The 23,996-nt window shown below is 72.9% G+C and carries 19 protein-coding genes; 7 read left to right on the forward strand and 12 right to left on the reverse strand.

Translation table 11 applies throughout. The features are described 5' to 3' along the window. Window positions 1-36: 36 nt before the first annotated feature. The 5 genes from ACIPN7_RS12270 to ACIPN7_RS12290 all read right to left on the reverse strand — a co-directional run bounded on the left by ACIPN7_RS12270 (window position 37) and on the right by ACIPN7_RS12290 (window position 8,036). Window positions 37-522, reverse strand: coding sequence for an OsmC family protein (locus ACIPN7_RS12270; protein ID WP_400541901.1), 486 nt, complete (start codon window positions 520-522; stop codon window positions 37-39). A 63-nt stretch (window positions 523-585) separates the two neighbouring features. Further along, complete coding sequence (locus ACIPN7_RS12275) at window positions 586-885, reverse strand: hypothetical protein (protein WP_400541904.1); 300 nt, start codon at window positions 883-885, stop codon at window positions 586-588. A gap of 29 nt (window positions 886-914) precedes the next feature. Next, window positions 915-2,012 (reverse strand): C2 family cysteine protease, encoded by a 1,098-nt coding sequence (locus ACIPN7_RS12280; RefSeq protein ID WP_400541907.1) that lies wholly within the window; start codon window positions 2,010-2,012, stop codon window positions 915-917. A gap of 189 nt (window positions 2,013-2,201) precedes the next feature. Then, window positions 2,202-5,159 carry an excinuclease ABC subunit UvrA gene (gene uvrA / locus ACIPN7_RS12285; RefSeq protein WP_400541910.1) on the reverse strand — a complete coding sequence of 986 codons (2,958 nt, stop codon included), beginning with the start codon at window positions 5,157-5,159 and terminating at the stop codon, window positions 2,202-2,204. 81 nt (window positions 5,160-5,240) lie between these two features. After that, a complete protein-coding gene (locus ACIPN7_RS12290; RefSeq protein ID WP_400541913.1) occupies window positions 5,241-8,036 on the reverse strand; it encodes a tetratricopeptide repeat protein in 2,796 nt (931 codons plus the stop codon). A 204-nt stretch (window positions 8,037-8,240) separates the two neighbouring features. Here ACIPN7_RS12290 and ACIPN7_RS12295 point away from each other — a divergent pair, with 204 nt between their 5' ends. After that, window positions 8,241-8,477, forward strand: a complete 237-nt coding sequence (locus ACIPN7_RS12295; protein ID WP_020014780.1) for a hypothetical protein — start codon at window positions 8,241-8,243, stop codon at window positions 8,475-8,477. Between the two features lie 72 nt (window positions 8,478-8,549). Here the strand turns inward: ACIPN7_RS12295 and sthA are convergent, their stop codons facing one another. Continuing rightward, the gene (sthA, locus tag ACIPN7_RS12300) at window positions 8,550-9,968 is read right to left on the reverse strand and encodes a Si-specific NAD(P)(+) transhydrogenase (protein ID WP_400541917.1); all 1,419 of its coding nucleotides are present in this window, start codon (window positions 9,966-9,968) and stop codon (window positions 8,550-8,552) included. A gap of 88 nt (window positions 9,969-10,056) precedes the next feature. Here sthA and ACIPN7_RS12305 point away from each other — a divergent pair, with 88 nt between their 5' ends. After that, window positions 10,057-10,338 carry a YciI family protein gene (locus ACIPN7_RS12305; protein WP_400541920.1) on the forward strand — a complete coding sequence of 94 codons (282 nt, stop codon included), beginning with the start codon at window positions 10,057-10,059 and terminating at the stop codon, window positions 10,336-10,338. Window positions 10,339-10,475: 137 nt separating this feature from the next. Further along, complete coding sequence (locus tag ACIPN7_RS12310; protein ID WP_400541923.1) at window positions 10,476-11,345, forward strand: hypothetical protein; 870 nt, start codon at window positions 10,476-10,478, stop codon at window positions 11,343-11,345. Between the two features lie 91 nt (window positions 11,346-11,436). Here the strand turns inward: ACIPN7_RS12310 and ACIPN7_RS12315 are convergent, their stop codons facing one another. From ACIPN7_RS12315 to coaE, 5 genes are all read right to left on the reverse strand, one after another. After that, the gene (locus tag ACIPN7_RS12315; RefSeq protein WP_400541926.1) at window positions 11,437-12,465 is read right to left on the reverse strand and encodes a TerC family protein; all 1,029 of its coding nucleotides are present in this window, start codon (window positions 12,463-12,465) and stop codon (window positions 11,437-11,439) included. Window positions 12,466-12,721: 256 nt separating this feature from the next. Next, window positions 12,722-13,693, reverse strand: coding sequence for an NAD(P)-dependent alcohol dehydrogenase (locus ACIPN7_RS12320; RefSeq protein WP_400541929.1), 972 nt, complete (start codon window positions 13,691-13,693; stop codon window positions 12,722-12,724). Between the two features lie 106 nt (window positions 13,694-13,799). Then, window positions 13,800-15,911: an excinuclease ABC subunit UvrB gene (uvrB, locus tag ACIPN7_RS12325; RefSeq protein ID WP_400541932.1), complete on the reverse strand. Its 2,112-nt coding sequence runs from the start codon at window positions 15,909-15,911 to the stop codon at window positions 13,800-13,802. A gap of 37 nt (window positions 15,912-15,948) precedes the next feature. Further along, a complete protein-coding gene (gene pcp / locus ACIPN7_RS12330) occupies window positions 15,949-16,635 on the reverse strand; it encodes a pyroglutamyl-peptidase I (RefSeq protein ID WP_400541935.1) in 687 nt (228 codons plus the stop codon). A gap of 27 nt (window positions 16,636-16,662) precedes the next feature. Further along, window positions 16,663-17,292 (reverse strand): dephospho-CoA kinase, encoded by a 630-nt coding sequence (coaE, locus tag ACIPN7_RS12335; RefSeq protein ID WP_400541938.1) that lies wholly within the window; start codon window positions 17,290-17,292, stop codon window positions 16,663-16,665. 221 nt (window positions 17,293-17,513) lie between these two features. On the opposite strand from coaE, the gene ACIPN7_RS12340 reads away from it, so the two are divergent. Together ACIPN7_RS12340 and ACIPN7_RS12345 are read left to right on the forward strand one after the other, a co-directional pair. Continuing rightward, complete coding sequence (locus ACIPN7_RS12340) at window positions 17,514-18,437, forward strand: alpha/beta fold hydrolase (protein WP_400541941.1); 924 nt, start codon at window positions 17,514-17,516, stop codon at window positions 18,435-18,437. A 145-nt stretch (window positions 18,438-18,582) separates the two neighbouring features. Further along, the gene (locus tag ACIPN7_RS12345; protein WP_400541944.1) at window positions 18,583-19,566 is read left to right on the forward strand and encodes an alpha/beta hydrolase; all 984 of its coding nucleotides are present in this window, start codon (window positions 18,583-18,585) and stop codon (window positions 19,564-19,566) included. Window positions 19,567-19,637: 71 nt separating this feature from the next. On the opposite strand, the gene ACIPN7_RS12350 is transcribed toward ACIPN7_RS12345, so the two are convergent. After that, a complete protein-coding gene (locus tag ACIPN7_RS12350) occupies window positions 19,638-20,870 on the reverse strand; it encodes a cytochrome P450 (protein WP_400541946.1) in 1,233 nt (410 codons plus the stop codon). Between the two features lie 218 nt (window positions 20,871-21,088). Here ACIPN7_RS12350 and ACIPN7_RS12355 point away from each other — a divergent pair, with 218 nt between their 5' ends. Continuing rightward, window positions 21,089-22,978, forward strand: coding sequence for an ABC transporter ATP-binding protein (locus ACIPN7_RS12355; protein ID WP_400541993.1), 1,890 nt, complete (start codon window positions 21,089-21,091; stop codon window positions 22,976-22,978). A 74-nt stretch (window positions 22,979-23,052) separates the two neighbouring features. Beyond that, window positions 23,053-23,976, forward strand: coding sequence for a cation diffusion facilitator family transporter (locus ACIPN7_RS12360; protein WP_400541949.1), 924 nt, complete (start codon window positions 23,053-23,055; stop codon window positions 23,974-23,976). Window positions 23,977-23,996 lie beyond the last annotated feature (20 nt).

Here is a 23,996-nt window from a genome sequence, read left to right on the forward strand (position 1 = left end):
GCGGTGCCACTGACAACGGGGGACGGCGACCCGAGGTCAGGCGGGGACGGCGAGCGGCACCGGCGCGACGAGCACCGGGAAGTTGACCGAGCGCGCGATGAAGCACATCGCGTGCGCCTTGTGGTGCAGGGCGGCCACGTGATCGTCCGTGGCGAGCTCGCCCGCGTCCGCCACCACCCGCGGGTGCAACGTCACGTCCGTGAACGCGCCCTCACCCCGCGACTCGACGCGCATGGTGCCCGTCGCCGCGTCCGAGTACTCCCGCACGACCAGCCCCGACTCGGCCGCCAGGTGCAGGAACCAGAGCATGTGGCACTGGCTCAGGCTGACGACGAACAGCTCCTCGGGGTTGTACCGGCCCGGGTCGCCCCGGAACGCCGGGTCCGCCGAACCCAGGAGGGGCGGCTTGTGGGCCAGGTCGATCTCGTGGTCGCGCGAGTACGCGGTGTACGACGACGTACCCGTGTCCCCCGCGCCCGTCCACCGCACCGTCACGGCGTAGTCATGCGTGGCTCCGCTCATGCTGCTCACCCTAGCGGGGCGGGGTGACGAGGGCCACGCCTCGTGGGCCGCCGGACAGGCCGGTCAGGTGCCCGGGACCTGGCGGACCGTGACCGCGCTCTGCTCCTTCGGCGTGCGCCCGCCCTCGACCCCGACGAGCTCCAGCGTGCCCTCGCCGAACAGGTCCACGCGGTCGCCGACCACGGCGTCGACCGTGGCCCGCCGCCCGTCGTCGGAGCGCACGAGGAGCCGCGCCGTCGGCACGCCGTCGCGCGGCCCGGCGATCATCACGCCGACGCGCGTGGCGCCGAACCGCGCCTGCGCGCTCTGTCTCACCCGGACGACCGGACCCGCGCCCGGGCCCGTCCCCGTGTCGTCGGCCACGGCAGCCCCTCTCCCTCGTTCGACGGCGGTCACTTCATCGACCCGCCGTAGGTCACGGAGTCGAAGTTCTCATAGAACTCGTCCGCGGACATGGTGATGGTCCCGGGCTTGGTGTTCCCGTCCGAGCCCGTGCCGCCGTTCGGGCCCCAGGGGTTGACCAGCGTGATCGTCTTGCCGTCGGCCGAGACGCCGTCCACCACGTAGACGTGGTTGTTGACGACCTCCTTGTCCGGCGGCGGGTCGCCGAACCAGCCGCCGCCGTCCGGGCTGGCGGCCACGACCGGCTCGCCGTTGCCCAGCCGGTCGCGGATCGACTCCAGGCTGGGCGGGTCCTCCCACGGCAGCACCGGGTCGAGCGTCTCGGTGGACGTGTCCTTGCCCGTCATCATCTCCAGCGCCCTGGAGGCGCTGTCGTACTCGATGTCGTCGTACTGGCCGCCCAGGTGCTGGACGGCGGCCTTCTCGTAGATGGAGATCCACGACGGGTCGCCGCTCGGGTCCCCGGCCGCGTTCTCGTACACCTGCGAGTCCACGGTGACCTTGACCGGCTCGCCGTCCTCGTAGAACGTCACGGTGTAGGTGCCGTCGTCGTTGCGCTTGATGTGCTCGCGGACCCAGTCCGGGTCCCGCTCGGCGATGGCGCCCGCCGAGGCGAGGAACCAGCAGTCCGCGAGGCTGCCCTGCTCGATCTGGCTCGCGTCGATCGCCTTGTCGTCGAGCGGCACGTTGCCGGCGTCCTCCAGCTTGCCGAGGCCGCCCGCCGCCTTGTCCTTGTCCCCCTGGCCGCCGGACGAGCTCTGGTCCGTGCCCTCCGGCCCGCCTCGGCCCGGGCCGGTGACGCCGCCGACGGCGCCGTCGTACGTCTCGCTCGTCCGCTCCTGGGCGTCCGCGTTCGCGATGACGCGGCGCCCCACCTCCGCGAGGCCGAGCGCGACCGCGCGCAGGGCCGCGGAGTGCGTCGTGTGCCACTCGTCGAGGAAGCCCTCGTGGTCGGGCCCGGACCACGCCGTGGTGGAGACCACCTGGTTGATCTGGCCGACGGCGGTCTCGAGCACGTCGCTCTGCGCGACCATGGTGTTTCCGAGCGTCCGCAGCGCGCTGATGTCCGCGCCGTACATCTCCGACATACCAGGCCCCCTCGTCGTCGAGATCACTGTAGAGCACCGCAACGCGGCGCCGCCACGATACGACCCGGGTACCTCTCCCCATCACGTCCCGGGGACGCCCGCACGCCGGAGGCACCAGCACGCCGGAGGCCGGGACGGACCCGCTCAGGGTCCGTCCCGGCCTCCGGTGGGAAGCGGACTCCGGTCCGCTCAGCCCGCGACGGCAGCCTTGCGCCGAGTGCGGCTCGCCGCGGACCCGTTCGCCTTGGCCCCCTTGGCCTTGGCGGTCTTCGGCTCCCCGTTGGTCGGCGCGGCGTCCACGGGCGCGTGGCCGTCGAGGATCTCGGCGAGGTACGTCCCGGTGTGGCTCTCCGGAACCTCCGCCACGACCTCGGGCGTGCCCTGCGCCACGACCATGCCGCCGCCGCTGCCACCCTCCGGGCCCATGTCGATGACCCAGTCGGCGCTCTTGATGACGTCCAGGTTGTGCTCGATCACGATGACCGTGTTGCCCTTGTCCGCCAGCGACTGCAGCACGCCGAGCAGCCGGCGCACGTCCTCGAAGTGCAGGCCCGTGGTCGGCTCGTCCAGCACGTAGGCCGAGCGGCCCGACGACCGCTTCTGCAGCTCCGCCGCCAGCTTGACGCGCTGCGCCTCGCCGCCCGACAGCGTGGGGGCGGGCTGCCCGAGCCGCACGTACCCGAGGCCGACGTCGACCAGCGTGGACAGGTGCCGCGAGATCGCCGGGAACGCCTTGAAGAACTCCGCGGCCTCCTCGATCGGCATGTCGAGCACGTCGGCCACCGTCTTGCCCTTGAAGTGCACCTCGAGGGTCTCGCGGTTGTACCGGGCACCGTGGCAGACCTCGCACGGCACGTAGACGTCCGGCAGGAAGTTCATCTCGATCTTGATGGTGCCGTCGCCCGCGCACGCCTCGCAGCGCCCGCCCTTGACGTTGAACGAGAAGCGGCCCGGCCCGTAGCCGCGCACCTTGGCCTCCTCGGTCTCCGCGAAGATCTTGCGGATCCGGTCCCACACGCCCGTGTAGGTGGCGGGGTTGGACCGCGGCGTGCGGCCGATCGGCCCCTGGTCCACGTGGACCACCTTGTCGAGCTGGTCCAGGCCCGTCACGCGCTTGTGCCGGCCGGCCACCCGGCGGGCGCCGTTGAGCTGGTTGGCCATGACCGTGTAGAGGATCGAGTTCACGAGCGTCGACTTGCCCGAGCCCGAGACGCCCGACACCACGGTCAGCACGCCGAGCGGGAAGGACACGTCGACGTCGCGCAGGTTGTTCTCGTGCGCGCCCACCACCGTGACCTGCCGGTCGGCGTCGACGGGCCGGCGCTGCGCCGGGAGCGGGATCGACCGCCGCCCGGCGAGGTACGCGCCCGTGAGCGACTCCTGCTGCTCCAGCAGCCCGGCGTAGTCGCCCGAGTGGATGACGACGCCGCCGTGCTCGCCCGCGCCCGGGCCGATGTCGACGATCCAGTCGGCCGCGCGGATCGTGTCCTCGTCGTGCTCGACGACGATCAGCGTGTTGCCCAGGTCCCGCAGCCGGGTGAGCGTGTCGATGAGCCGCCGGTTGTCCCGCTGGTGCAGGCCGATCGACGGCTCGTCCAGCACGTAGAGCACGCCGACCAGGCCGGAGCCGATCTGGGTCGCGAGCCGGATGCGCTGCGCCTCGCCGCCCGACAGCGTGCCCGCGGGCCGCTCCAGCGTCAGGTAGTGCAGCCCGACGTCGAGCAGGAAGCCCAGGCGGGCGTGGATCTCCTTGAGGACCTCCGTCGCGATCTGCGCCTCGCGGACGCCGAGCTCGATGCCCTTGAGGAACTCGGCGGCCTCCCCCACGGGCAGGCGGCAGACGTCGGCGATGGACAGGCCGTCCACCTTGACCGCGAGCACCTCGGGCTTGAGCCGCGCGCCGCCGCAGGTCGGGCACGGGACCTCGCGCATGTAGGCCTCGTACTTCTCCTTCGACCAGTCCGAGTCGGTCTCGCGGTGGCGCCGCTCCAGGAACGTCACCGCGCCCTCGAAGCCGGTCGAGTACTGCCGCTCGCGGCCCCACCGGTTCTTGTACTTGACGTGCACCTTGTGGTCGCGACCGTGCAGGATCGCCTCCCGCGCCCGGGCCGGCAGCGCGCGCCACGGCACGTCCATGGAGAACTTCATCTCCTCGGCCAGCGCGGAGAGCACCCGCTCGAAGTACTCCGACGACGTCTGCGCCCACGGGGCGACGGCGCCGCCGCGCAGCGTCTGCTCGTCGTCCGGCACGATGAGGTCCGGGTCGACCTCCAGGCGGAAGCCGATGCCGGTGCACTCGGGGCACGCGCCGTAGGGCGCGTTGAACGAGAAGGTGCGCGGCTCGATCTCGTCGAGCGCCAGGGGGTGCTCGTTGGGGCACGCCCGCTTCTCGGAGAACTTGCGCGTCCGCGTCGTGTCGTCGATGTCGGCGTCGACCAGCTCGATCATCACCAGGCCGTTCGCCAGGGCGAGCGCGGTCTCCACCGAGTCGGTGAGCCGGCGCTGCACGCCCTCGCGCGCCACGAGCCGGTCCACGACCACCTCGATGTCGTGCTTCAGCTTCTTCTCGAGCGTGGGCGGGTCGGTGAGCTGGACCACCTCGCCGTCGACGCGGGCGCGGGAGAAGCCCTTGGCCTGCAGCTCCTTGAACAGGTCCGCGTACTCGCCCTTGCGGCCGCGCACGACGGGCGCCAGCACCTGGTACCGGGTGTTCTCCGGCAGCTCCAGGATCTGGTCCACGATCTGCTGCGGCGTCTGCGACTGCACCTTCTCGCCGCACACCGGGCAGAACTGCGTGCCCGCACGCGCGTAGAGCAGGCGCAGGTAGTCGTAGACCTCGGTGATCGTGCCGACGGTGGACCGCGGGTTGCGGTTGGTGGACTTCTGGTCGATCGACACCGCGGGCGACAGACCCTCGATGAAGTCGACGTCGGGCTTGTCCATCTGGCCCAGGAACTGCCGCGCGTAGGCGGACAGGGACTCGACGTACCGGCGCTGACCCTCGGCGAAGATCGTGTCGAACGCGAGCGACGACTTGCCCGAGCCCGACAGCCCCGTGAACACGATGAGCCGGTCCCTGGGAAGGTCCAGATCGACGTTCTTGAGGTTGTGCTCACGGGCACCGGAGACGACGAGACGATTGCTCACAGAGGCATCCTAGGGCGGACCACTGACATTCGCACGGGTGTTCTACGGATCGGGCTGGGAGACTCGTCACATCCGCACGGTTCAGCGGATCGCGCGCCCGTCGACGGCGCCGGACCGGCGCACGCGAGCCTGCAGGTCCAGCGCCCGCAGGAGGTCCTGCTCGTGGGCGTAGGAGCCGTCGACGAGCCGGCGGCGGACGGTGACGACTTCCTGCGCGTACTCGGCCGCCGTGTCGGACATCCCGAGGTCGACGTGCACCGCGACGAGATTGGTCAGCGCGGCCGCCAGGCCCGGCAGGTGCACCTCAGGGCTCCGCCCGGCGAGCTCCTGGCGCAGGCGCACGGCCTCCGTCGTCGGCTCCACGCCCTCCTGGGCGCGGCCCGCGTCGAGGAGCGCGCCGCCGAGGTTGAGCAGGGCGTCGGCCAGCGGCGGCTCGAACCGGCCGGGGTCCTCCTCGGCCAGCCGCCGCAGCAGCCCCACCGCCTCCTGGGTGGGCGCCACGGCGTCGGCCGGCCGGCCGAGCTCGGCGTAGAGCACGCCCAGGTTGGAGAGCGAGTGCGCCAGGTGGTCCTCGCCGGGCTGGCCGTCCTTGGCCAGGGCACGCCGGATCGCGACCGCCTCCCGCTCGAGCGGCAGGGCCTCGTCCGGCTCGCCCGCCCGGGAGTGCGTGACCGCGAGGTTGGACAGGGACGCCGCCAGCATCCGCCGGTACCGCGCCGGGTGCTCCCGGGCCAGCCGGCGGCGCAGCAGCACCGCCTCCCGCTCCAGCGAGATCGCCTCGTCGAGGTCACCGAGCCGGGAGCGCACCGCGCCGAGCGACGCGAGGCTGTAGGCGAGCGTCCAGGTGTGCGTGGCCGCGTTCTCGCGGACCAGCTCGCGCCGCACGGCGACGGCCTCGCCGAGCGGTTCGACCGCCTCGCGGTCCCGGCCCAGCGCGGCGTAGGTGTTGGCCAGGTTCGTCAGCGCGAACCCGAGCTCGTTGCGGTGCCGCTTCGGTGCCTGCCGCACCATCTCACGGCTCAGCGCCACCGCCTCCCGCGCGAACGGCAGGGCCTCCTGCGGGCGGCTCTCGGTGAGCACCACCGAGCGGTTGGACAGCGCCGTGGTCAGGAACACCGACCACTGCCGCGGGTCGCGCGCCACCAGGTTCCGCAGGATCGGGAGCAGCTCGGCGAAGGCCTCGTCCTCCGCCTGGGGCGCGCCGGCGTCGTTGAGCACCACGCCTAGGCTGATCAGGACGCGTGCCAGCTCGGCCTCGCACCAGGCCCGGTCGCGCTCGGGGGCCGCCCGGCACAGCTCGACCGCCTCCCGGTGTGCGGCCAGCGACTCCCGGCTGAGCCCGGACCGCCAGCGCGCGCTGCCCAGGGCGTTGATCGCCGAGACCAGCGCGGTGCGGTAGCGGTCCGGGTCGCCGGCGGCTATCTTCCGCCAGGCCTCGACCGCCGAGTCCAGGACCTCCAGCGACTCCGTCAGCCGCGCCACGTCCCGCAGCGCGGTCCCGAGGTCGACCAGCGCCTCCGCGCGGCCCACCGCGTCCTTCGCGACCGCGACGGCCCGCTCGCCCCGGTACACGTCGTCGGGCGAGGCGTCGACGACCGACCGCTGCTTGAGCAGGAACGCGGTCCGCAACGCGCGCGGGTCGTCGCCGTAGGAGTCGGCGGCCCGGCGCAGGAGCTCTCCCGCCAGCGCGGTCGCCTCCGGCGACTCGGACAGCTCGACCTCCAGCCGCCGGGCGACCCGCACCACCCGCAGGGCCGCCTTGCGGGACAGCCCCCACGTGCACGACCCGACCAGGGAGACCGACCGGCCGAGCCGGTCGGTGACCAGCAGGTCGCCGAGGCGGTCGGGCCCGGCGGCGCTCGGTCCGAGCTCCGCGGTGACGGCCGGCAGCCCGAGCAGCCAGCGCGCGCCCGCGCGCGCCGGCAGGCCCGGCACCACGCGGCGCAGCACGTCGCGCGCCCCCGCGGTGTCGTCGGCCCCGAGCAGACAGGCCGCCGCGACGACGTCCTGGACCTCGTCGAGGCTCAGCTCCAGCCCGGCCTCCCGGGCCGACGCGGCCCACGAGACGGCGGCCACGTCCAGGAGCCCCCGCAACGGGTTCGGCTCGTGGGCCGGGACCGGCACGCCGGCCACGGTGAGGGCGGCGAGCGCCGCGGCCGCGTGCAGGTCGACCACCCGGGTGCCGTGGTCCGGCTCGTCCGCGGACAGGTCGCCGAGCGCGGGGGCCGCCACGCCGAGGTGCACGGCGAACGCGGCCACCGCGGCCTCCAGAACCACGACATCCGTCAGGTCGGGCGCGAGCGAGACGTCCAGGGCCGTCTGCGTGGCGTCGCCCGCTCCGAGCTGCGTCCACAGCACCGAGCCCCAGCGCAGGCGGCGCAGCCACTCCCCCGCGACCCGCGCGAGCATCAGCACCCGGGTGCGGCCGCGGGCAGGGCGGGCCAGGGCGTCGAGCATCGCGCCGAGGCCGCGCCGCGCCGCCGCGTCGTCGACCACGAACAGCACGTCGCCCACGGGGCGGGCGCGGACCGTGGCGGCCTCCTTGCCGCGCGGCACCCGGACGACGGTCCAGCCGGACCCGCCCAGCCGCTCACCGAGCTCGCCCGCGAGCCGCGTCTTGCCGAAGCCGGCGGGGGCGACGACCAGGCGCAGGCTGACCGGCACGTCCGCCTCGGCCCAGGAGCGGAGCTCGCCGAGCTCCCGCTCGCGGCCCAGGAACGGGACGACGGCGCGGGCCGGGTCGAGCAGCACGGTCGGCCACCGGGCGTCGTCGTGCGCGACGTCCTCGGCCGCAGCCGGGAGCGGGCCGCGGCCCACCGCCGTACGGGCGGTCCGGACCGCGGCAGCCAGCCTGGTCGAGACATCCGGGACCACCACGAGGACCAAGTCAACCGGACGAACGTCCAACACTCAAGAGGTAGCTGACGACTCATTCACCCCGGTAACAAAGCGAGTTCCGACAGATCGGCGCCACTCAGACAATGCGGGCAAAAGTTGCATACCGCCTTCGATCGCGACATCCTTCCCTCGGCCGGGTGAGAATCCGGCCGATCCACGACCGCACGGACGAAAGGCAGGCACGTGAGCCTGAACCTGAACAAGCTCGTCGACAAGGCCTACAAGGACCAGAGCATCGCCGCGATCCTCGCGGCGCCGCCGTCGGCGCTGCTGGGCCTCACGCCCAAGCACGACGAGATGCTCGCCGAGCTCAAGATCAAGACGGTCGCGGACCTGGGCAACTGGCAGCACGCCGTGCACGCCCAGGCGCTCGTGACCCTCGCGGACGCCGAGGTGCCCGCGATCGCCGGCGACAAGTAGCACCGCCGCACCGGTCACGCGCGAGGGCGCCCGTCCACCCCACGGTGGGCGGGCGCCCTCGCGCATCGGGCCTCAGAGCCCGAACCGCTCCACGTCCCGCATCTTGTTGGTCACGTCGAGCGCCGCGACCTTGTAGGCCTCGGCGAGCGTCGGGTAGTTGAAGACCGTGTCGACCAGATGGTCCACGGTGCCGCCCGTGGTCATGATCGCCTGCCCGATGTGGATGATCTCCGTGGCGCCCGTCCCGAACACGTGCACCCCCAGCACCTTGCGGTCCTCGGTGGAGACGAGCAGCTTGAGCATCCCGTAGGAGTCGCCCACGATCTGCCCGCGCGCGAGCTCGCGGTAGCGCGCGACGCCCACCTCGTAGGGCACGCCTGCGGTGGTGAGCTGGTCCTCGGTGTCCCCGCAGTAGGAGATCTCCGGGATCGTGTAGATCCCGATGGGCTGCAGCTCCAGCACGGACGAGACCGGCTCGCCGAACGCGTGGTACGCCGCCAGGCGCCCCTGCTCCTGCGAGGTCGCCGCGAGCGCCGGGAAGCCGATGACGTCGCCGACGGCGTAGATGTGCTCGACGTCGGTGCGGAACTGCTTGTCGACCTGCAGCCGGCCACGCTTGTCCGCCTCGAGCCCGGCGGCCGCGAGGTCGAGCCCGTCGGTGGAGCCCTGCCGGCCGGCGGAGTACAGGACGCAGTCGGCGGGGATCCGCTTGCCGGAGGCCAGGGCGGTGACGGTCCCCTCCGCGCCGGCGGTGACGGACGCGACGGTCTCCCCCAGCCGGAACGTGACCGACAGGTCGCGGAGCTGGAACTTGAGGGCCTCGACCACCTCGGAGTCGCAGAAGTCGAGGATCCGGTCGCGCGCCTCGACGACCGTGACGCGCGTGCCGAGCGCGGCGAAGAGGGAGGCGTACTCGATGCCGATCACGCCGGCGCCGACCACGACCATGGTCCGGGGCACCTGGCTGACGTCGAGGATGCCGTCGGAGTCGACGACGCGGACGCCGTCGAACGCGATGTTGGCGGGCCGCGCGGGCGCGGTGCCGACCGCGATGACCACCTTGTCGGCGGTCAGCCGGCGCACGACGTCGCCCTCGGCGTCGGTCACCTCGAGGTCGTGCGGGCCGGTGAACCGGGCGCTGCCCACGACGGTCTCGACGTCGTTGCGGGCGAGCTGGTTGCGCACCACCTCGGTCTCGCGGCCGATGACGTGCTGCAGGCGGGCGAGCAGGTCCGGGACGGTGATGTGCTCCTTGAGCCGGTAGCTGGAGCCGTAGACGTCGCGCATCTGCAGACCCGTCAGGTACAGCACCGCCTCGCGCAGGGTCTTGGACGGGATGGTGCCGGTGTGCAGGCTCACCCCGCCGACCTGGTCGCGCCGTTCGACCACCGCCACGCGCCTGCCGAGCTTGGCGGCGCCGATCGCGGCCTTCTGGCCACCGGGGCCGGAGCCGATCACGACGAGGTCGAAGTGGTTCTCACGTGCGTCCATGCTCAGAGTGTGGGGCGCGCGCGGGTGCAGGGCGAGCGTCTTCATCAAGAATTAACCGGCTGACCCGGGCGGATGGCAGGCTGCCCCCATGAGCATCTTCGCCGTCAGCTACACCTACACCGACGACGTCGCGACCCGCGACGAGGTCCGCCCCGACCACCGGGCCTTCCTGAGCGCCCTCAACGCGGACGGCGTCGTGCGTGCCTCGGGCCCGGTCGACGGCGGGGTCGGTGCCCTGCTGATCCTCGAGGCGGAGTCGGCCGACGCGGCGCTGGCGGTCCTGGACGAGGACCCGTTCGCGCTGCGCGGGCTGGTCGCCGAGCGCGGCGTGCGGCAGTGGGACGTGGTGATCGGCGGGCTCGCCGGATAGCACTCGCCAAATTCACCCCATACCCATCCATACAGAGGTTTTTACTTAATAGTCACGTTTCGAGCATGGCGTGGCACGCTTCGTGGTGCACATGATGCCTGTTCGAACACTGCTGACTAGGTTCGGGGAGGCACTGCATGACCTCTGTCGACGGTACACCGGTGGGATACGGCCAGATCGGCCCGCGCATCTGCGTGACGCCGCCCTACTACGCACTCAGCGAGCTGACCAGCCCGGAACCCGGGCTCACCAGCGCACGGGTCCCGGTCCAGTCACCGACGGGACGGCAGGCCACGCCCGTCAACATCGCGGAGGCCGGCCGGCACCTCGCCATCCTCGGCCTGTGCGCGGCGGCCACGACCAACCCGAGCTCCAGGCGGCACTACTACCTCGCGCACCGCGGCGTCGGCCGGATGTATCCGGCCACCGCCGGCCCCCTGACCGCGCTCACCGGGACCGCGAGCGCGCAGATGACGGGCCGGCACCGCGCGGAGGCCCGGACCGAGCTGCGCGACGCCCACGGCAACCTCGTGGCGCAGATGGACGTCGAGTACCTCGTCATGTCCGTACCGGTCTTCCGCCGCATGATGGGCCCGGCCCGGGCTCCTGACGCGGCGGAGCCGGCCAACCCGTACGCCCTGCCCGCCCCGCTCGTCGACATCGCCACCGACGCCCGGAACGCCGCGGCCAAGCTGGCGGTCGAGGCGTCGATGTGCCGGGGACACTTCGACAGCTATCCGGCGCTGCCCGTGTCGGTGGCCGGCTACGCCGCGTTCGCGCTCTTCGACCACGTGCTGGAGGCCGCGGCAGGCCCCGACTCCCGCTGGCTGCCGGGGCTCTTCCGCCTGCGGGCGGACAACCTGGCCGCGGCCGGCGAGCTCTGCACCGTGGACGTCGAGCCCTCGGCCCCGGCCGAGCCCGCCGTCCACGGCCAGGCGTTCACCGGGACCATCCGGTCCGGGGACCGGGAGATCTTCTCGATCGACGTCGACTACACGGTGGTCTGACCGGCCCGACAGCACGCAGGCCGGCGGCCGCGCCCCTCAGGGGGACGCGGCCGCCGGCCTGCTGCGCCACTGCCCGGACCCGCTCAGCGGGTCACTTCGTGGCGTCCTCCGGCTCGGGTGCCGGCTGGGCCGCCTCGATCCGCGCGTCGTGCGCGGACTTGATCAGGCTCGCCACGGTACCGACCGTGAGGGAGACCACGATCACCGCGAGCGACAGCCAGATCGGGATCTCGGGCGCCCAGTGGAAGCCCTCGCCGCCGTTGATCCAGGACAGCGAGTTCGTGTGCAGCGCCTCGAGGATCAGCTTGATGCCGATGAAGCCGAGGACGGCCGAGAGCGCGTACGGCAGGTACACCAGCCGGTCGAGCAGGCCGCCCAGCAGGAAGTAGAGCTGGCGCAGCCCCATCAGCGCGAACAGGTTGGTGGCGAACACGATGAACGGGTCCTTCGTGATGCCGAAGATCGCCGGGATCGAGTCGACCGCGAACAGGACGTCCGTCGAGCCGATCGCCAGGAAGACGATGATCAGCGGCGTGAACAGGCGCCGGCCGTCGACCGTGGTGGTCAGCTTCCCGTCGTTGTACTGGTGGTGCAGCGGCAGGACCCGGCGCATCATCCGGATGAGCGCGTTCTCCTTGTAGTCGTCGTGCTCGTCCTCCTTCTCGGGGATCGCCTGCTGGATCGCCGTGTAGATGAGGAAGGCGCCGAAGAGGTAGAAGAGCCAGGTGAACTGCTCGATCAGGGCCGCACCGGCGAGGATGAACGCGGCGCGGAAGACGAGCGCCATGATGATGCCCACCATGAGCACCTTCTGCTGCTGGTCACGCGGCACCGCGAACCGGGCCATGATGATGACGAACACGAAGAGGTTGTCGACGCTCAGGGAGTACTCCGTGAGCCAGCCGGCGTAGAACTCCGCCGCCGGGGTGACGCCGCCGACGACCCAGACGATGACGCCGTACACCACGGCGAGGGCCACGTAGAAGCACACCCAGACGGCGCTCTCCTTCATGGTCGGGACGTGCGGTCGGCGCCCGACGATGAGGAGGTCGGCGACCAGCAGCAGGACCATCGCGCCGAGCGAGATCAGTTCGAAGGTCACGGGCAGTTCGTGGACCATTGTTTCCTTCCGGAACAGGGAGGAACGCGCGATCGCATCGAGCCTCCGGTGAGCACAACAGGGCACCGGAGGTCTTCCTCGCCCGCCCGTGCACCAGCGTGGCCGAGACCACGCACCGGTGCACCACGAGCCGGCCAGGCCGAGCTGGCGTCATCGGCAGCTGTGATGACGACCGGGCCGTTCTGAGGTACTCCCCTCCAACGGAGGGAAGCATACGGGACGTCAGGTTTGTTCCCGCACGTGATCTACGGCACGTTCAGCGGAGCGTGACCACCAGCTTGCCGCGCGCGTGCCCGTGCCCGGCCACCTGCCGGATGGCGGTGACGGCGCGCTCCAGCGGGTAGGTGGCGCTCACGATGGGCAGCAGCACGCCGTCGGCGACCATGCCGTCCAGCACGGCCAGGTCCTCGCCGCTCGTGGTCGCCGTGACGTTCACGATCCGGTACGGCCGGAACCGCGACAGGAGCGGCGCCACCGCCAGCTCGGGCAGGGGGCCGAGCAGGCCCTCCCGGCTCCCGTCGTTGGCCAGGAGCAGCCCGCCCGGCACGAGCACGCGGCCGAGCGCCCGCAGCGGGTACCGGCCCGCGTTGGTGAGGACGACGTCGAAGCGCGGCTCGCCCGCCGTCACGTCGTCCTGCGTGTAGTCGACGACCTCGGACGCACCGAGCTCGCGCACCATCGCGGCGTTGCGCGGGCCGCACACCCCGGTCACGTGGGCGCCCCAGGCCGCCGCGATCTGCACCGCGAAGTGCCCGATGCCGCCGCCCGCGCCCGTGATCGCGATGCTCTGCCCGGCCGTGAGCTCGGCGGCGCGCAGGAACTGCAGGGCGGTGACGGCGGCCATGGGCATCGCCGCCGCCTCGACGTGGGCGAGGTCGACCGGCCGGCGCGCGATGCTGCCGACGTCCGCGAGCGCCAGCTCCGCGAATGTGCCGCTCGTCCCGAAGCCGAACACCTCGTCGCCCGGCCCGAACGCGGTGACGCCGGGACCGGCCTCGACCACGACGCCCGAGAGGTCCGCGCCTCGCACCGGGGGCCGCGGGCCGGTCAGACCGCCGAGCGCCGGGCGGGCGATCAGCGGCTGCCCCGCGGCGTAGTGCCAGTCGTAGGGGTTGACGCCAGCCGCGTGCACCTGGACGAGCACCTGGCCCTCGCCGGGCACCGGGTCGGGGACGTCGCGGACCGCGAGGGCGTCCCAGCCATACCTGTCCTGCGTCAGTGCCCGCATCCGGTCCCGCCACTTCTCCCGACGTGCGCTGCCACCCTGCGCGTTCAGGTTCCTCCGGGCCGCGTGAGCGGGTCAAGGATGAACTACTCACGAGGCCCGGAGAGCCTCAGGCCGTCGCGGCCTGCATCTGCCGCAGCTCCTTCTTGAGCCCCGAGATCTCGTCGCGCAGGCGCGCGGCGACCTCGAACTGCAGCTCCGCGGCCGCAGCGTGCATCTGGTCGGCGAGCTCCTGGATGAGCTCGGCCAGCTCGCTCGCGGCGGCGCCCGCCAGCCGGTTGCCCGACGTCGCGGCCTCCTTGGGCGTGCCCGGCACCGCGGCCCGGCCCTCGCCCTTCGACCTGCGGCTGTTGCGGTACCCGCCGGCCAGCAGCTCGGCCGTGTCGAGGTCCTCGCGCGCGAGCATGTCGGTCACGTCGGCGATCTTCTTGCGGAGCGGCTGGGGGTCCAGGCCCCGCTCGGTGTTGTACGCGATCTGCTTCTCGCGGCGCCGGTTGGTCTCGTCCAGCGCCATCTGCATGGCCGGCGTGATCTTGTCCGCGTACATGTGCACCTGGCCGGACACGTTACGTGCCGCACGGCCGATCGTCTGGATCAGCGACCGCCCGGACCGCAGGAAGCCCTCCTTGTCGGCGTCGAGGATCGCGACCAGCGACACCTCGGGCAGGTCGAGGCCCTCGCGCAGCAGGTTGATGCCCACGAGCACGTCGTACTCGCCGAGCCGCAGCTCGCGCAGCAGCTCGACGCGGCGCAGCGTGTCCACGTCGGAGTGCAGGTACCGCACCCGGACGTTGCGCTCCAGGAAGTAGTCCGTCAGGTCCTCGGCCATCTTCTTGGTCAGCGTGGTCACGAGGACACGCTCGTCGCGGTCCACGCGGTCGCGGATCTCGCCCAGCAGGTCGTCGATCTGGCCGGTCGTCGGCTTGACGACCACCTCGGGGTCGATCAGCCCGGTGGGACGGATGACCTGCTCGACGACGCCGTCCGACAGCGAACGCTCGTAGTCGCCGGGCGTGGCCGAGAGGTACACGGTCTGGCCGATGCGCTCGGTGAACTCCTCCCACTTCAGGGGGCGGTTGTCCATCGCGCTCGGCAGGCGGAAGCCGTGGTCGACGAGCGCGCGCTTGCGGGACGCGTCGCCCTCGAACATCGCCCCGATCTGCGGCACCGTCTGGTGCGACTCGTCGATGACGAGCAGGAAGTCCTCGGGGAAGTAGTCGAGCAGCGTGTTGGGCGCGGTGCCCGGCTCGCGGCCGTCGATGTGCATCGAGTAGTTCTCGATGCCGGCGCAGGTGCCGATCGAGCGCATCATCTCGATGTCGTAGGTGGTGCGCATGCGCAGCCGCTGCGCCTCCAGCAGCTTGCCCTGCTTCTCCAGCTCGGCCAGCCGCTCCTCGAGCTCCTTCTCGATGCCGCCGATGGCGCGCTCCATGCGCTCCGGGCCCGCCACGTAGTGCGTGGCGGGGAACACGTAGATCGACTCCTCGTTGCGCACCACGTCGCCCGTCAGCGGGTGCAGCGTCTGGATCGACTCGATCTCGTCGCCGAACATCTCGATCCGGATCGCGAGCTCCTCGTACACCGGGATGATCTCCACGGTGTCGCCGCGCACCCGGAACGTGCCGCGCGTGAACGACATGTCGTTGCGCGTGTACTGCATGGTGACGAACTGGCGCAGCAGGTCGTCGCGGTCCACGACGTCCCCGACGTCGAGCCGGACCATGCGGTCCACGTACTCCTGCGGCGTGCCCAGACCGTAGATGCAGGACACCGAGGCGACCACGACGACGTCGCGCCGCGTGAGCAGCGACGAGGTGGCCGAGTGCCGAAGGCGCTCCACCTCGTCGTTGATCGACGAGTCCTTCTCGATGTAGGTGTCCGTCTGCGCGATGTACGCCTCGGGCTGGTAGTAGTCGTAGTACGAGACGAAGTACTCGACCGCGTTGTTGGGCAGCAGCTCGCGGAACTCCGTGGCGAGCTGCGCGGCGAGCGTCTTGTTCGGCGCCATGACCAGGGTGGGGCGCTGGAGCTTCTCCACCAGCCAGGCCGTGGTCGCGGACTTGCCCGTACCCGTGGCGCCGAGCAGCACCACGTCCTTCTCGCCCGCCTGGACGCGTTCGGTGAGCTGGGCGATGGCCGTCGGCTGGTCGCCGGCGGGCTGGTACTCGGAGATGACCTCGAACGGGGCCACCGTGCGCTGCAGGTCGGTCACGGGTCGCATGCCACTACCGTACGGCGGACCACTGACACTCAGGTCCTCAGTGCAGCGTCCCCGCCGCCACGGCGGGTTCCACGACCTCGCCGCGGGCCGCCGCGAGCGCCGTGCGCACCACGATCTCCAGGGCGCGGGCGAGCTCGCCGACCGGGAGGTGCGCCTCGCCGCCGTCCACGAGGGCGGACGCCGACGCCTCGGCGCCGACCTCCTCCGTGGTGCGCGGCACGTGGACGAAGCCCGAGAGCACCTCGGGGCGCTCGGCCAGCGCGTGCTGCAGGGCGTAGAAGGTGGCGTTGCAGACGTAGGTCCCGGCGCTGTAGGTGACCCCGGCCGGGATGCCCGCCTCGCGCACGGCGGCGACGGCCGCCTTGGCGGGCAGCGTGGTGAACCGGGCGGCGGGGCCGCCCGCGACCACGGGGGCGTCGACCGGCTGGGCGCCGCCGTTGTCGGGGATGCGCGCGTCCATCAGGTTGATCGCCACGCGCTCGACCCGCACCTCGGTGACCCCGCCGGCCAGGCCGACCGCCACGACGACGTCGGGAGCGTGGTCGTCCAGCAGGCGCAGCAGCGCACCGTCCGCGCCCCGCACCTCGTCGAACTCGACCGGCAGGACGGCGGTGACCAGCTCCTCCGGACCCGTCCAGCGCGCGGCGAGCGCGGTGACCGCCTCCGCGGACGCGTTGACGGCGTCTCCGCCGAACGGCTCGAACCCCGTGACCAGGACCTTCATGGTGCTCCTCCCCCGGGCCGGGCCGGTTCACACGGAGTCTGCCTCCGCCTCCTGCGCGACCTCTCCGGCCACGCGCTGCCACAGGATATCCACCTGAGCGCGTAGTTCGTCCTCGCTGCCGGAACCGTCGAGGGTGACGTCCGCCGCCGCGAGCCGCTCGTCGTCGGTGGCCTGCGCCGCGATGCGGGCGCGCGCGGCGTCCTCGGTCAGCCCGCGCCCCGCCACGAGGCGGCCGACCCGCTGCTCGGCGGGCGTGTGCACCACCACGAGCAGGTGGAAGTGGCTCGCCTGCCCGGTCTCCACGAGCAGGGGGATGTCGTGCACGACGACGGCGGCCGGGTCCGCGGCAGCCGCCATCGCCTCCCGTTCCGCCGACAGCCGGCGCACCTCGGGGTGCACGATGTCGTTGAGGCGGCTGCGGGCCGCGGCGTCGGCGAAGACCAGCGCGCCGAGCCCTGGCCGGTCGAGGCTGCCGTCCGCCGTCAGGACGACGTCGCCGAACGCCTCGACGATCTCGGCCAGGCCTACCGACCCGGGCGCCACCGCCTCGCGTGCCAGCACGTCGTGGTCGATCACGACGGCGCCGAGCTCGGCCAGTCGTACCGACGCGACCGACTTGCCGGCCGCGATCCCTCCGGTCAGTCCGATGCGGAACATGTGGTCCTCAGGGCCCGGGAGCATGGAAGTCGTGCGGCGCCGGGCGCCGCAGCACGTCAAGGCTACCTCCGGCCCGACCTCCTCACCGAGGCGCGGCAGGACGGCGGCGGCGCCGGCCGGCGGGCGGGTGCAGCCGCCCGCGCCGTGTCACGAAACCTGGGTCGTGCCGGTCGGTTCGGCATGAGCGCGCCGCACCGCGGCGCGAGACGAGAGGAACTCCGATGACCCCGATCAAGCATGCTCTCACCGACGTCCTCGACATCGCGTACGTGGAGGACGGGCCGGCCACCGGCCCGGCAGTGGTGCTGCTCCACGGCTACCCCTACGACGTCCACAGCTACGTCGACGTCGCGCCCCGGCTGGCAGCACTCGGCTACCGAGTGGTGGTGCCGTATCTCCGCGGCCACGGGCCGACGCGGTTCCGCGACGACTGGACGGCGCGCTCCGGCCAGCAGGCGGCGCTCGGCGCGGACGTCCTCGGCCTCCTCGACGCCCTCGACATCCCCGAGGCCGTGCTCGCCGGCTACGACTGGGGCGGCCGCGCCGCCTGCGTCGTCGCGGCCCTGCGGCCCGAGCGGGTGAGCGGGCTCGTCAGCGTCAACGGCTACCTCATCCAGGACATCGCAGCGGCGGGACAGCCCATCCGTCCCGACCTGGAGGCTGGCTTCTGGTACTTCTACTACTTCCTCAGCGAGCGCGGGCGGGCCGGCCTGACGGCGAACCGGCGCGAGATCGCCGAGGTGATCTGGCGCCGCAACTCACCGGCCTGGGACTTCGACCAGGAGACGCTCGACCGTGCGGCGGCGGCGTTCGACAACCCCGACTACGTCGACGTCGTGCTGCACTCGTACCGGCACCGGCTGGGGGAGGCCGCCGGCGCACCCGAGTACGACGCCTTCGAGTACGCCCTCGCGCCGCTGCCTCCGATCGGGGTCCCCACGGTGACCCTGGCCGGCCTCGCCGACGGCAACTTCCCGGTGACCGACGGCATCCCCGACGGCGGCCGCTTCACGGGGCCCCGCCTGCACCGGCGGGTACCGGACGCCGGACACAACCTCCCGCAGGAGGCGCCGGACGCGTTCGTCCAGGCGGTGGTCGACGTGACCCGGCTGGCGGCCGGTCGTGACCATGGACGCCGGGTGTGACACGCCGGGTGTGACATGCGCCGCGACCGGCGCTCCCGCACCGGGGATGCCGGTGCGCGATGGGAACATGACCCTGCGGGACCACAGCAGCAGAGCGACCAGGAGGTACGGACGTGCGCAAGGCCGGCAAGACAGCGGTGGCACCGTGAACCGCGGCACGCCGGGGCGGCAGGACGGGACGGGCGTCGGAGCCGGCCGCCCCGCATGGCTCACCTGGACCGTCCGCGCGGTCGCGGCCGCCGGGATCGTCGTCGTGGCGTGGGCCTGCCTGACGGCGTGGGGCGCGGTGGTGCACGGGCACCCCCTGTACGCGGTGCTGCTGGGCCTGACCGTCCTGGGGTGCGCGCTGGTGCTGTGGCGCAGCCTGCGCCCGCGGCCGGCCCGCCGCGGCCGGCGACTGGTGCTGGACCTGGTGCTGGTCGTGGCCGGCATCGTGTGGGTCGCCGCCATGGCCTGGTTGCGCCCGTTCACCGCCGTCGAGCCGGCGCTGGCCGCGATGGTCTCGGACGAGACCGTCACCGTCACCGAGTCCACCACGAGCGTCACGCTCACCCCGGCCCGCGGTGCGGACGGGACCGCAGTCTTCTTCCGCCCCGGCGCCAAGGTCGAGGCCCGGGCCTACGCCGCGGTGCTGCGCCCGCTCGCCGAGGCGGGGCACACCGTGGTGATCGCCAAGCAGCCGCTCGCCGTCGCCTTCCTCGCCGGCGGCGCGTTCGACGCGGCCCGGGAGCGGCTCCCGCAGGCCGACGGGTGGGTCGTGGGCGGGCACTCGCTCGGCGGTGTCGTCGCGTCGTCGGACGCCGCCGCCGCGGAGGCCGACGACGTAGCGCCCGCCGTCGGCCTGCTCCTGTACGCCTCCTACCCGGCCGAGGACCTCAGCGGGCTCACGGTCGCGGTCGAGTCGGTCTCCGCCTCGCAGGACGGTCTCGCCACCCCGGCCAAGATCGAGGCCTCGCGCGCGGTCCTGCCCGCCGACGCGACGTTCACCGCGGTGGACGGCGCGGTCCACGCCTTCTTCGGCGACTACGGCCCGCAGCCGGGCGACGGGACCCCGACGATCACCCATGACGCCGCCCGGTCCCTGATCTCGTCCGTGAGCACGCAGTTCGTGGACTCGCTGAGCGAGTAGCACGGCCACGGACGACAGCGGGCCGGCCAGGGCAGCACACCCCGGCCGGCCCGCGACGACCGGGCTGCGGCTCAGACCCGGGCCGGCGTCCGCGCGGGCTTGCGCTCGGGCGTGAACGCGACCGGCAGCACCGCCGGGTAGCGCGACCACGGCGACGGAGCCCACGTGACCTGCGGGTCGGTGAGCCGCAGGTCCAGGCGCTCCATCAGGCTCTCGACGGCGATCTTCACCACGAGCCGCCCCGGACGGCGGGCGGGGCACGCGTGCGGCCCGACGCCGAACGACAGGTGCGACCGGTTGCCGGCCTCGAACAGGTCGTCCTCGGTGCGTACCCGCGGGTCGTTGTTCGCGGCGGCCAGGCCCATCACGATCGCGTCGCCGGCCCGGATCTGCGCCCGGCCCAGCGTGCAGTCGGTGACGGCGTAGCGGGCCGGCAGGTTGGCGACGGGCGGCTCGCCCCACAGCGTCTCGTCCATCGCGTCGTCCAGCCCGCGGCGCACACCCGTGACGCGGCCCGTGTACCGCGGGTCGGTCAGCATGCGGCGCAGCGTGGCCGCGATCCAGGTCACCAGCATCTCGTTGGCCGCACAGATCGCCACCACCATCGAGTGCACGATCTCGGTGTCGTCCTCGAAGTTGGGGTGCGCGACGAACTTGGCGGTCAGGTTGGGCCCGGGGTTCTGCCGGGTGGCCTGCACGTGGTCCAGCACGATCTGGTCCATCGTGGTCAGCGCCGCCACCGCGTCGCCGCCGTGCCCGAACACGCCGTGCGCGCAGCGCAGTAGGGCGATCCCCTGCGGCTCGCTGAAGCCGAACATGCCCGAGACGGCCAGGAACGACACCGCGGCCGCGTACTCGCCGATGAGGTCCGCGTCCCCCCGCTCCGCGAAGGAGTCGATGAGCCGGCCGCAGACGCCGCGCACCATGGCCGCGGTCTGCGCCTCGTCGATGGAGGCGAACGCCTCGTCCACCGGCAGCCGCAGCCGCCGGTGCTCCGCGCCGTCGGCGTAGTACAGCGCGCGCCGTCCGGCCGGGGAGAGGATCGCGTGCAGCGAGGAGTTCAGCGGCAGCCGCTCGCCCCAGTGCCGCGGGTCCCTGGCGAAGACACTCTCCGTACGCATCACCTCCATGACCTCGGCGTGCCCGAGCACGAGCCAGCCGGGGACACCCGGCTCCAGGTCCACGGGGGCCACGGGGCCCCACTGGTCCTGCAGCTCGCGCAGTGCCGCCGTCATGTCCTCGGCACCGGTCAGCTCCACCAGCGCCAGCCGGCCCCCGCTGCTCTGCGGCTCGAGCTCAGACATGGCACTCCACCCGTCGATATTCATGGACTCATCCATCGATTCATGGGGCGACCTGCGTAGACGCCCGATCGAGGGTTTCTATCACGGCCGACCAGGAACGCGTAACACGCATGTGGTCCGGATCACCCCCGGGGGCTCGCTACCGTCGGAACGGCTGTGCGCGCGAGACCTCCGTGGCCGCCGCCCGCCCGTCCGCGTGGGACGATTCGACGGTGAGCATGCATGGAGGCGGCGGGAGCATGGGCGGAGGCCGCTCGATGCGCTCGTTCACGCAGGACGAGTCCGTCACCCGGCAGCGCCTCGGCTGGGCCACCCTGCGCCGCATCGTCTCGTTCGCGCGGCCCTACCGGGGCCGGCTCACCCTGTTCGTGCTGATCCTGGCCCTGGAGGCCGCCGCGGGGGCGGCCACGCCGCTGCTGTTCCAGCGGCTCATCGACCACGGGATCACGGCCGGCGACACCCGCCTGGTCGTGCTGCTGGCGGCCGCCGCCGGCGTGCTCGCGATCCTGGCCGCCGGGCTGTCCGTGGCGGACCGGCTCGTCTCGTCCCAGGTGGGCGAGGGCCTCATCCTCGACCTGCGGGTGGCGGTGTTCGACCACGTCCAGCGCATGCCGCTCGCGTTCTTCTCCCGGGCCCGCACCGGGGCGCTCGTGCAGCGGCTCAACGGCGACGTGCTGGGCGCCCAGCGCGCCTTCACCTCGACCCTGCAGACCGTCGTGTCCAACACGCTGACCATCGCGTTCACGCTCGCGGCGATGTTCACCATGTCGTGGGAGCTCACCCTCGGGGCGCTCGTGCTGGTGCCGGCCTTCGTGTTCCCGGCCCGCTGGTTCGGCCGGCGGCTCGCCGGCCTGACCCGCCGCGGCATGGAGGTCGACGCCGACCTGGGCCAGGTCATGAACGAGCGGTTCAACGTGGCCGGCGCGCACCTCGTCAAGGTCTTCGGCGACCCGGACGCCGAGTCCGAGCGGTTCGCCGGACCCGCCCGCGAGCGCCGCGACCTCGGCGTGCGCACGGCGCTGTTCGGCACGTGGTTCCGGGTGGGCCTGTCCACCATCGCGTCCCTGGCGGTGGCGGGCGTCTACGGGTTCGGCGGCCTCCAGGCCATCGCGGGCGAGCTCACCGTCGGCACCGTCGTGGCGCTGGCCACGTACCTGACGCGCCTGTACGGGCCGCTGACGGCGATGGCGAACGTCCAGGTGGACGTGATGACGGCGCTCGTCTCGTTCGAACGCGTGCTGGAGGTCCTGGACCTGGAACCCTCGGTGGCCGAGCGGCCGGACGCCGCCGACCTGCGGGCCGCCGTCGCGGCCCGGGGCGCGTCGCTCTCGCTGACGGGCGTGACGTTCCGGTACCCGCGGGCCGAGGACGTGTCGCTCGCGTCCCTGGAGTCGGTGGCCGGGCCGCGCAAGGACCCGACGACGGACACGCTGCGCGACGTCTCGTTCGAGGTGCCCGCCGGGTCGATGGTCGCGCTGGTGGGCCCGTCGGGGGCCGGCAAGACGACGGTCTCGCAGCTCGTCAGCCGCATGTACGACCCGACGGCGGGGACCGTCCGCATCGCCGGGGAGGACCTGCGGGACGTGACGTTCGCGTCGCTGCGGGCCACCGTCGGCGTCGTCTCGCAGGACGCGCACCTGTTCCACGACACCGTCGCGGCGAACCTGCGGTTCGTCCGCGCGGAGGCCACCGACGCCGACCTGGAGCGGGTGCTGCGCCAGGCGCGCATCTGGGACCTGGTGGACCGGCTGCCGGAGGGCCTGGAGACCGTCGTGGGCGACCGCGGGTACCGGCTGTCGGGCGGCGAGCGGCAGCGCCTGGCGATCGCGCGGCTGCTGCTGCGGGCGCCCGACATCGTGGTGCTCGACGAGGCCACGGCGCACCTCGACTCCGAGTCCGAGGCGGCCGTGCAGGTGGCGCTCGACCAGGCGCTGGCCGGGCGGACGTCGCTGGTCATCGCGCACCGCCTGTCCACGGTGCGCGCCGCGGACCGCATCGTCGTGCTCGACGACGGGGGCGTGGCCCAGTCCGGCACGCACGCCGAGCTCCTCGCCTCGGGCGGGCTCTACGCCGACCTGTACCGGACGCAGTTCGCCGAGGCCTCCTGAGCGCTGCGGTCCGGCCCTTCCGGGCCGGGACGTACCGCTCCCGGGCCGGGCGCACCGCACCCGCGGCTGGGAGGATGGACCGTGTGGACACGCACCACCACCAGCACCTGCCCGACGGCGGCCGCGGCCGCCTGACCGCCGCGTTCGGCATCACGGCGGCGGTCCTGGTCGCGCAGGTCGCCGGGGCGCTCCTGACGGGCAGCCTCGCGCTGCTCGTCGACACGGTGCACCTGCTGACCGACGCCGCCGGGCTCGCGATGGCCCTGTTCGCGGCCCGCCTGGCGCAGCGTCCGCCGTCGGCCCGCCGCACCTGGGGCTACCGGCGGGCGGAGGTGATCGCCGCGCTCGCCCAGGCGGGCGTGCTGCTGGTCGTGGGCGTGTACGTCCTGGTGGAGGGCGTGCTGCGGCTCGTGGCACCGCCCGAGGTGCCCGGCCCCGAGCTCGTCGTCTTCGGCGTGGTGGGCCTGGCGGGGAACCTCGCCGCGATGGCCGTCCTGGCCGGGGGCCGGACGGCGAACCTGAACCTGCGCGCCGCGTTCCTGGAGGTCGTGAACGACGCGCTGGGCTCGCTCGCGGTGGTCGTCGCGGCCCTGGTCATCACGTTCACGGGCTGGCAGCGGGCCGACGTCGTGGCGGGGCTCCTGATCGGCGCGCTGATCCTCCCGCGGGCCCTGCGCCTGCTGCGCGAGACCGTCTCGGTGCTCCTGGAGTCCTCCCCGCCCGGGCTGGACCTCGACGAGGTGCGCGCCCACCTGCTGGACCTCGACCACGTGGAGGACGTGCACGACATGCACGCGTCCCTGATCGCCACCGGGCTGCCCGTGCTGAGCGCCCACGTGGTGGTCCGCACCGACTGCTTCACCGACGGGCACGCCGCGCGCATCCTGGACCAGCTCCAGGAGTGCGTGGCGCAGCACTTCGACATCGCGGTGGAGCACTCCACGTTCCAGGTCGAGCCGCACACGCACGTCGCGCACGAGCACCCGCAGCACGCCTGAGCACCGACCTGCCGGACGCG

This window comes from Promicromonospora sp. NPDC090134 (assembly GCF_044746965.1).
Lineage (GTDB): Bacteria > Actinomycetota > Actinomycetes > Actinomycetales > Cellulomonadaceae > Promicromonospora.

Coding starts and splice junctions, on each gene's coding strand:
- ACIPN7_RS12360 (WP_400541949.1), top strand. CDS start 23,053: ATGGACCGTGTGGACACGCACCACCACCAGCACCTGCCCGACGGCGGC.
- pcp (WP_400541935.1), bottom strand. CDS start 16,635: ATGAAGGTCCTGGTCACGGGGTTCGAGCCGTTCGGCGGAGACGCCGTC.
- ACIPN7_RS12305 (WP_400541920.1), top strand. CDS start 10,057: ATGAGCATCTTCGCCGTCAGCTACACCTACACCGACGACGTCGCGACC.
- ACIPN7_RS12355 (WP_400541993.1), top strand. CDS start 21,089: ATGCATGGAGGCGGCGGGAGCATGGGCGGAGGCCGCTCGATGCGCTCG.
- ACIPN7_RS12280 (WP_400541907.1), bottom strand. CDS start 2,012: ATGTCGGAGATGTACGGCGCGGACATCAGCGCGCTGCGGACGCTCGGA.
- ACIPN7_RS12270 (WP_400541901.1), bottom strand. CDS start 522: ATGAGCGGAGCCACGCATGACTACGCCGTGACGGTGCGGTGGACGGGC.
- ACIPN7_RS12340 (WP_400541941.1), top strand. CDS start 17,514: ATGACCCCGATCAAGCATGCTCTCACCGACGTCCTCGACATCGCGTAC.
- uvrB (WP_400541932.1), bottom strand. CDS start 15,911: ATGCGACCCGTGACCGACCTGCAGCGCACGGTGGCCCCGTTCGAGGTC.
- sthA (WP_400541917.1), bottom strand. CDS start 9,968: ATGGACGCACGTGAGAACCACTTCGACCTCGTCGTGATCGGCTCCGGC.
- coaE (WP_400541938.1), bottom strand. CDS start 17,292: ATGTTCCGCATCGGACTGACCGGAGGGATCGCGGCCGGCAAGTCGGTC.
- ACIPN7_RS12315 (WP_400541926.1), bottom strand. CDS start 12,465: ATGGTCCACGAACTGCCCGTGACCTTCGAACTGATCTCGCTCGGCGCG.
- ACIPN7_RS12320 (WP_400541929.1), bottom strand. CDS start 13,693: ATGCGGGCACTGACGCAGGACAGGTATGGCTGGGACGCCCTCGCGGTC.
- ACIPN7_RS12310 (WP_400541923.1), top strand. CDS start 10,476: ATGACCTCTGTCGACGGTACACCGGTGGGATACGGCCAGATCGGCCCG.
- ACIPN7_RS12350 (WP_400541946.1), bottom strand. CDS start 20,870: ATGTCTGAGCTCGAGCCGCAGAGCAGCGGGGGCCGGCTGGCGCTGGTG.